Genomic DNA, 4,159 nt, shown 5'->3' on the forward strand with positions numbered 1-4,159 from the left:
TGGCAGCGGCAGCTCGGACAGTGGCGGTGGGTGGTTCGGCGGGGGCGACTCCGGCGGCTGGTCGGGAGGCGATTCCGGCGGTGGTGGTGGCGGCGACTAGGGGCGCCCAGACGGCGCTGAAGGCAGACCAGAAGGAGCTCAAGGCGCGCGCCTCAGCCGTCGCGAAGCGGGAGGGCAAGGTCGACTCCCGCGAGTCCGACGTCGCGGACCGCGAGGCTGCCGTCGAGGCCGAAGCCGAGGCGGCAGCGGGCATCGCGGGCGGGGGCGCGTCAGGCGGCGACGCTGCCGACGCTGCCGACGACACCTCGGAGGTGACCTACTACGAGAACTGCGACGCGGCGCGGGCCGCAGGCGCCGCACCCGTGTACCGCGGCGACCCGGGTTACGCGTCGCACCTCGACCGGGACGACGACGGCGTCGGCTGCGAGTGAACCCGCCTACCTCCAGAGCCCTCGCTCCACCAGCACGTCCTTGAGCAGGTCGGCGCGGTCGGTGATCAGGCCGTCCACGCCGTCGTCGATGAGCTGGTTCATCTCGTCCGGCTCGTTGATGGTCCAGACGTGCACCTTCTTGCCGAGCGCGTGCGCCGCCGCCACGGACGCGCGGTCCACCACCGTGATCGAGTTCTCGCGGATGGGGACCTGCAGCGCGTCGGCGTCCCGCAGCGCGCGGCGGGACAGGGCCGGCAGGCGCAGGCGCACCCCGGTCAGGAAGCTGGCGATCTCACGGCGTCCGGCCGACGTCGCCACCGGGTGCGACAGCTTGGTGAGCGTGGCCCGGCGTCGGGCCACCTCGAACGAGGTGACACAGACCCGGTCCCAGGACGCCGTCTTCTCGATGGCGCGCGCGACCGGGCCGACGCCGGAGCTGTGCTTCACGTCGATGTTGACGCGCAGCTCGGGCCAGCCGCCCAGCAGGTCCTCGAGCAGCGGCACGGGTTCCACGCCACCGATGCGGGCCTCGCTCACCTCGGACCACGGCAGCTCGGCCACCAGGCCGGTGCCGTCGGTGGTGCGGTCCAGCGACTCGTCGTGCAGCGCGACAGCCACGCCGTCAACGGTGCCGTGCGCGTCCGTCTCCACGTACCTGTAGCCGAGGTCGACGGCGGCGCCGAACGCCGCCAGCGAGTTCTCCAGCCCCTCGGTACCGGCCGAGGCGTGCGCGAAACCGCGGTGGGCGAGGGCTTGGAACGGCCCCTCGAAATAGGTCACTGGCTCGTCCCTCACGTAGTGGTGCCGATCTCGACGCTCTGTCCGTCGATGCTGCTCTGGGTCCATTTCAACATGCCGTCGAGGTACGCCTCCCGGGGCCCCCGGGCCGACAGCGACAGGTCGTGCACGGCGCCCGGCACGACCAGCTCGGTGACGTCCTGGCCGAGGCCCGGGGCGAGCGCCGCCATCTGTTTCACGTCGAGCACCGTGTCCTGCGCGTCGAGCAGCGGGTTGTCGAGCGTGTCGGGGCCCGAGGAGTCCGACCGGGCGAGCAGGACGGGGCACGCGATCTCCAGCCCGGCGGCCACGCGCGCCTGCCCGCGCCGGATCGCGACGAACCAGCCGACGCGCCCCGGCACACCTTCGGGTCGCTTGAGCGTGGTGTCGAACTCCCACCGCCCGCCGTTCGCGGCGAGCAGGTGCTCGGCGTACCGCGACGGCCCGTCGCTGATGATCGCTGTCGTCGCCAGGCGCCCGACCGTGTCCAGGAAGCGCGTCCCGACGGTGCGCTGCCAGTACGGCGCCCGCAGGTCGAGGAACGGCGAGTTCAGCACCAGCGCGTCGGGTCCGGCGTCGGCCCCGGCCGCGTTGCGGTGCGCGTGGGCCCAGAGGGATGCCGTGAGCCCGCCGGTGGAGTGGGCGTGCACGACGAGCGGCAGCCCGGGCTCCATGCCGCGCACCGTGCGGGCGGCCGCCGCGATGTCCGTGGCCTGCTCGCGCAGGTCGAGCACGAAGTGCGGGATCTGGTCGGGCTGCAGGGACCGCCCGGCGGCCCGCAGGTCGACGGCGTAGAACGCGTAGCCGGCTGCCGTGAAGGTGCGGGCCAGGTGCTCCTGGAAGAAGTAGTCGTTGTACCCGTGCACGTGGATCACGGCCGCCCGCGGTGGCGGACGGTCCGTCGGGTGCGGGTAGCGCACCAGGGTGGCGGGCCCGAGAGCCGCCTCCTGGAACGGTTCGCCGAGCAGGTGGTCGGTGCGCCAGTCGAGCGCGTCTTCCGGAGAACCAGGCACCTGCGGATCGTATGCTGCCGGGCGTCCTCACCGCGCCCGGTCGCAGGTCAGGCGGGCTTGATCAGGCGGGCCGCAGACCCGCCAGCAGGATCTGCAGGTACGGCTCGCGGTCCGACGACGCGCCCAGCCGCACGGCGTGCTCCATCCCGCACACCAGGTGCTCCACCTGTGCGGTGGACAGGTCCGGCCGGACGACGCCGGCGGCACGGGCGCGGACCAGGATCTGCTCGAAGCCGCCCAGGATCTCCTGCTTGGCCTCGCGCACCTCGTCGGACTCGTCCTCGGCCGCCAGCAGCACCGGCTGCAGCCCGCCCTCCTCGAGCTGCAGGTCGAGCGCGGCGCGCAGCAGGTCCGCGACCGCCCGGCCCGCATCGGTCTCGGCGAGCGCGGCGCGCACCAGCACGCGCAGCCGCTCGAGCGTGTCCAGCGTGAGCGCCTCGACGAGGGCATGGGTGGTGGGGAAGTGGCGGTAGACCGTGCCGACCCCGACACCGGCCTCCCGGGCCAGGTCGTTGAAGCGCAGGGCACCGGGCTCGTGGCGTCGGGCCACGTCGAGGATGCGCGCGCGGCTGCGGGCGGCGTCGGATCGGAGAGCGGGCATGGGGTGAGCCTACCGCAGAAGCGGATGGAGAATCCGTTTCGGGTGCTACGCTCAAACGGATAGTTCATCCGAATTGCTCGAACGGCAGAAATCCGAGGACCACCCATGCCCACGTCTGTGCCCACTCCCAGGCCCACTCCCACGTCCGGCCCCACCACCTGGGACCCCGCCCACCTGCCCGACCAGACCGGCCGCACGCACGTCGTGACCGGCGCCACTGCCGGCATCGGCTACTTCGCCGCCGAACAGCTCGCCGCCGCCGGGGCGCACGTCGTGCTCGCGTCCCGGTCGGCGACCAAGCTCGCGACCGCCGTCGCCGCCATCGAGCGGGAGGTGCCGGGCGCGCGGCTCGACACCGTCGTGATCGACCTCGCCTCCCTGGCCTCCGTGGCAGGCGCCGCCACCTGAATCTCGGCCCTGCCCCGCGTCGACGGCCTGCTGCTGAACGGCGGGGCGATGGACATGAAGCGTCGCGCGCGCACCGCCGACGGCATGCCGATGCTGCTCGGCACCCACACCGTCGCGAGCGCGGCACTCCTGGCCGGCGTGCTCCCGGCGCTCGCGGCCACCGGTGAGCGGCTCGGCGTGCCGTCCCGGGTGGTGCACACCTCCACGGGATTCGTCGCGCAGTTCCCGACGGCGGTCGACGACGTCGCCCGGGTGCCGTTCGCGGGCGTCGTCGCCTACACCAAGGCGAAGACGGTGACCGAGGTGCTCGCGTTCGAGCTCGCCCGGCGACTGGAGGCCGCGGGGACGCCGGTAGCCTCGCTCGTCACCCGGCCGGGGGTCGGTGTCGACGCCCGCACGCCGCGCCGTGCCGGGATCCGGGACGCGACCACGACCTACCGCCCCAACCCGTACACACCCTGGGCCCAGGGCAAGGACGCCGCAGCGTGGTCGGCGGTGCGCGCCCTGACCGACCCGGCGGCGCGCAACGGTCAGTACTACGCGCCCGCCGGCCGGCTGCGGGGAGCGCCGGTCCTCGTGGAGCCGACCGCCCGGACCGCGACGCCCGAGGGTGACCTCGCCGCGCGGGTGTGGGCCCAGGTCGAGGACCTCGCGGGCCTGCCGCTGACGGTGCCGGCCCGGGCGGGGGAAGCGGCAGCCGAGCGGTAGGGGGTCGTCGGCGACTGCCGCTCCGTCGACCACGTGGCAGGATGTCCGACATGCCTACTAACGGTGGGATCAGTACAGCGGGTGGCGCCCAGAGCAACGTGGGCCGGACCGTCCAGTCCGCGATCTACCGCGCCGGCGTCTACGGCCGTCGCCCGGTCGTGCCGACCAGCCCCGACGCGCTCGCCGCCGCCGCCCGCCGTCGGATGACCCGCACCGGCTGG

The 4,159-nt window shown here is 73.9% G+C and carries 6 protein-coding genes; 3 read left to right on the forward strand and 3 right to left on the reverse strand.

The features are described 5' to 3' along the window. The first annotated feature begins 86 nt into the window (after positions 1 to 86). Positions 87 to 431 (forward strand): excalibur calcium-binding domain-containing protein, encoded by a 345-nt coding sequence (locus PROKR_RS37215; protein WP_245605681.1) that lies wholly within the window; start codon positions 87 to 89, stop codon positions 429 to 431. A gap of 6 nt (positions 432 to 437) precedes the next feature. On the opposite strand, the gene PROKR_RS03535 is transcribed toward PROKR_RS37215, so the two are convergent. The 3 genes from PROKR_RS03535 to PROKR_RS03545 form a co-directional block, all read right to left on the reverse strand. Further along, complete coding sequence (locus tag PROKR_RS03535) at positions 438 to 1,211, reverse strand: glycerophosphodiester phosphodiesterase family protein (RefSeq protein ID WP_036959558.1); 774 nt, start codon at positions 1,209 to 1,211, stop codon at positions 438 to 440. An 11-nt stretch (positions 1,212 to 1,222) separates the two neighbouring features. Further along, positions 1,223 to 2,221 carry an alpha/beta hydrolase gene (locus PROKR_RS03540; RefSeq protein WP_036959562.1) on the reverse strand — a complete coding sequence of 333 codons (999 nt, stop codon included), beginning with the start codon at positions 2,219 to 2,221 and terminating at the stop codon, positions 1,223 to 1,225. Between the two features lie 61 nt (positions 2,222 to 2,282). Next, positions 2,283 to 2,822, reverse strand: coding sequence for a TetR/AcrR family transcriptional regulator (locus tag PROKR_RS03545; protein WP_036959564.1), 540 nt, complete (start codon positions 2,820 to 2,822; stop codon positions 2,283 to 2,285). 105 nt (positions 2,823 to 2,927) lie between these two features. Here PROKR_RS03545 and PROKR_RS37220 point away from each other — a divergent pair, with 105 nt between their 5' ends. Beyond that, on the forward strand, positions 2,928 to 3,230 hold the full coding sequence (locus PROKR_RS37220; protein ID WP_245605682.1) for an SDR family NAD(P)-dependent oxidoreductase: 303 nt from the start codon (positions 2,928 to 2,930) through the stop codon (positions 3,228 to 3,230). A gap of 54 nt (positions 3,231 to 3,284) precedes the next feature. Further along, a complete protein-coding gene (locus tag PROKR_RS37225) occupies positions 3,285 to 3,938 on the forward strand; it encodes an SDR family NAD(P)-dependent oxidoreductase (RefSeq protein WP_245605683.1) in 654 nt (217 codons plus the stop codon). Positions 3,939 to 4,159: the final 221 nt, after the last annotated feature.

This window comes from Promicromonospora kroppenstedtii DSM 19349 (genome assembly GCF_000515355.1).
Taxonomy (GTDB): Bacteria; Actinomycetota; Actinomycetes; order Actinomycetales; family Cellulomonadaceae; genus Promicromonospora; species Promicromonospora kroppenstedtii.

Excerpts from the sequence above, each read along its gene's own strand:
- PROKR_RS37225 (WP_245605683.1), top strand. The coding sequence starts at position 3,285 with ATGAAGCGTCGCGCGCGCACCGCCGACGGCATGCCGATGCTGCTCGGC.
- PROKR_RS37220 (WP_245605682.1), top strand. The coding sequence starts at position 2,928 with ATGCCCACGTCTGTGCCCACTCCCAGGCCCACTCCCACGTCCGGCCCC.
- PROKR_RS03545 (WP_036959564.1), bottom strand. The coding sequence starts at position 2,822 with ATGCCCGCTCTCCGATCCGACGCCGCCCGCAGCCGCGCGCGCATCCTC.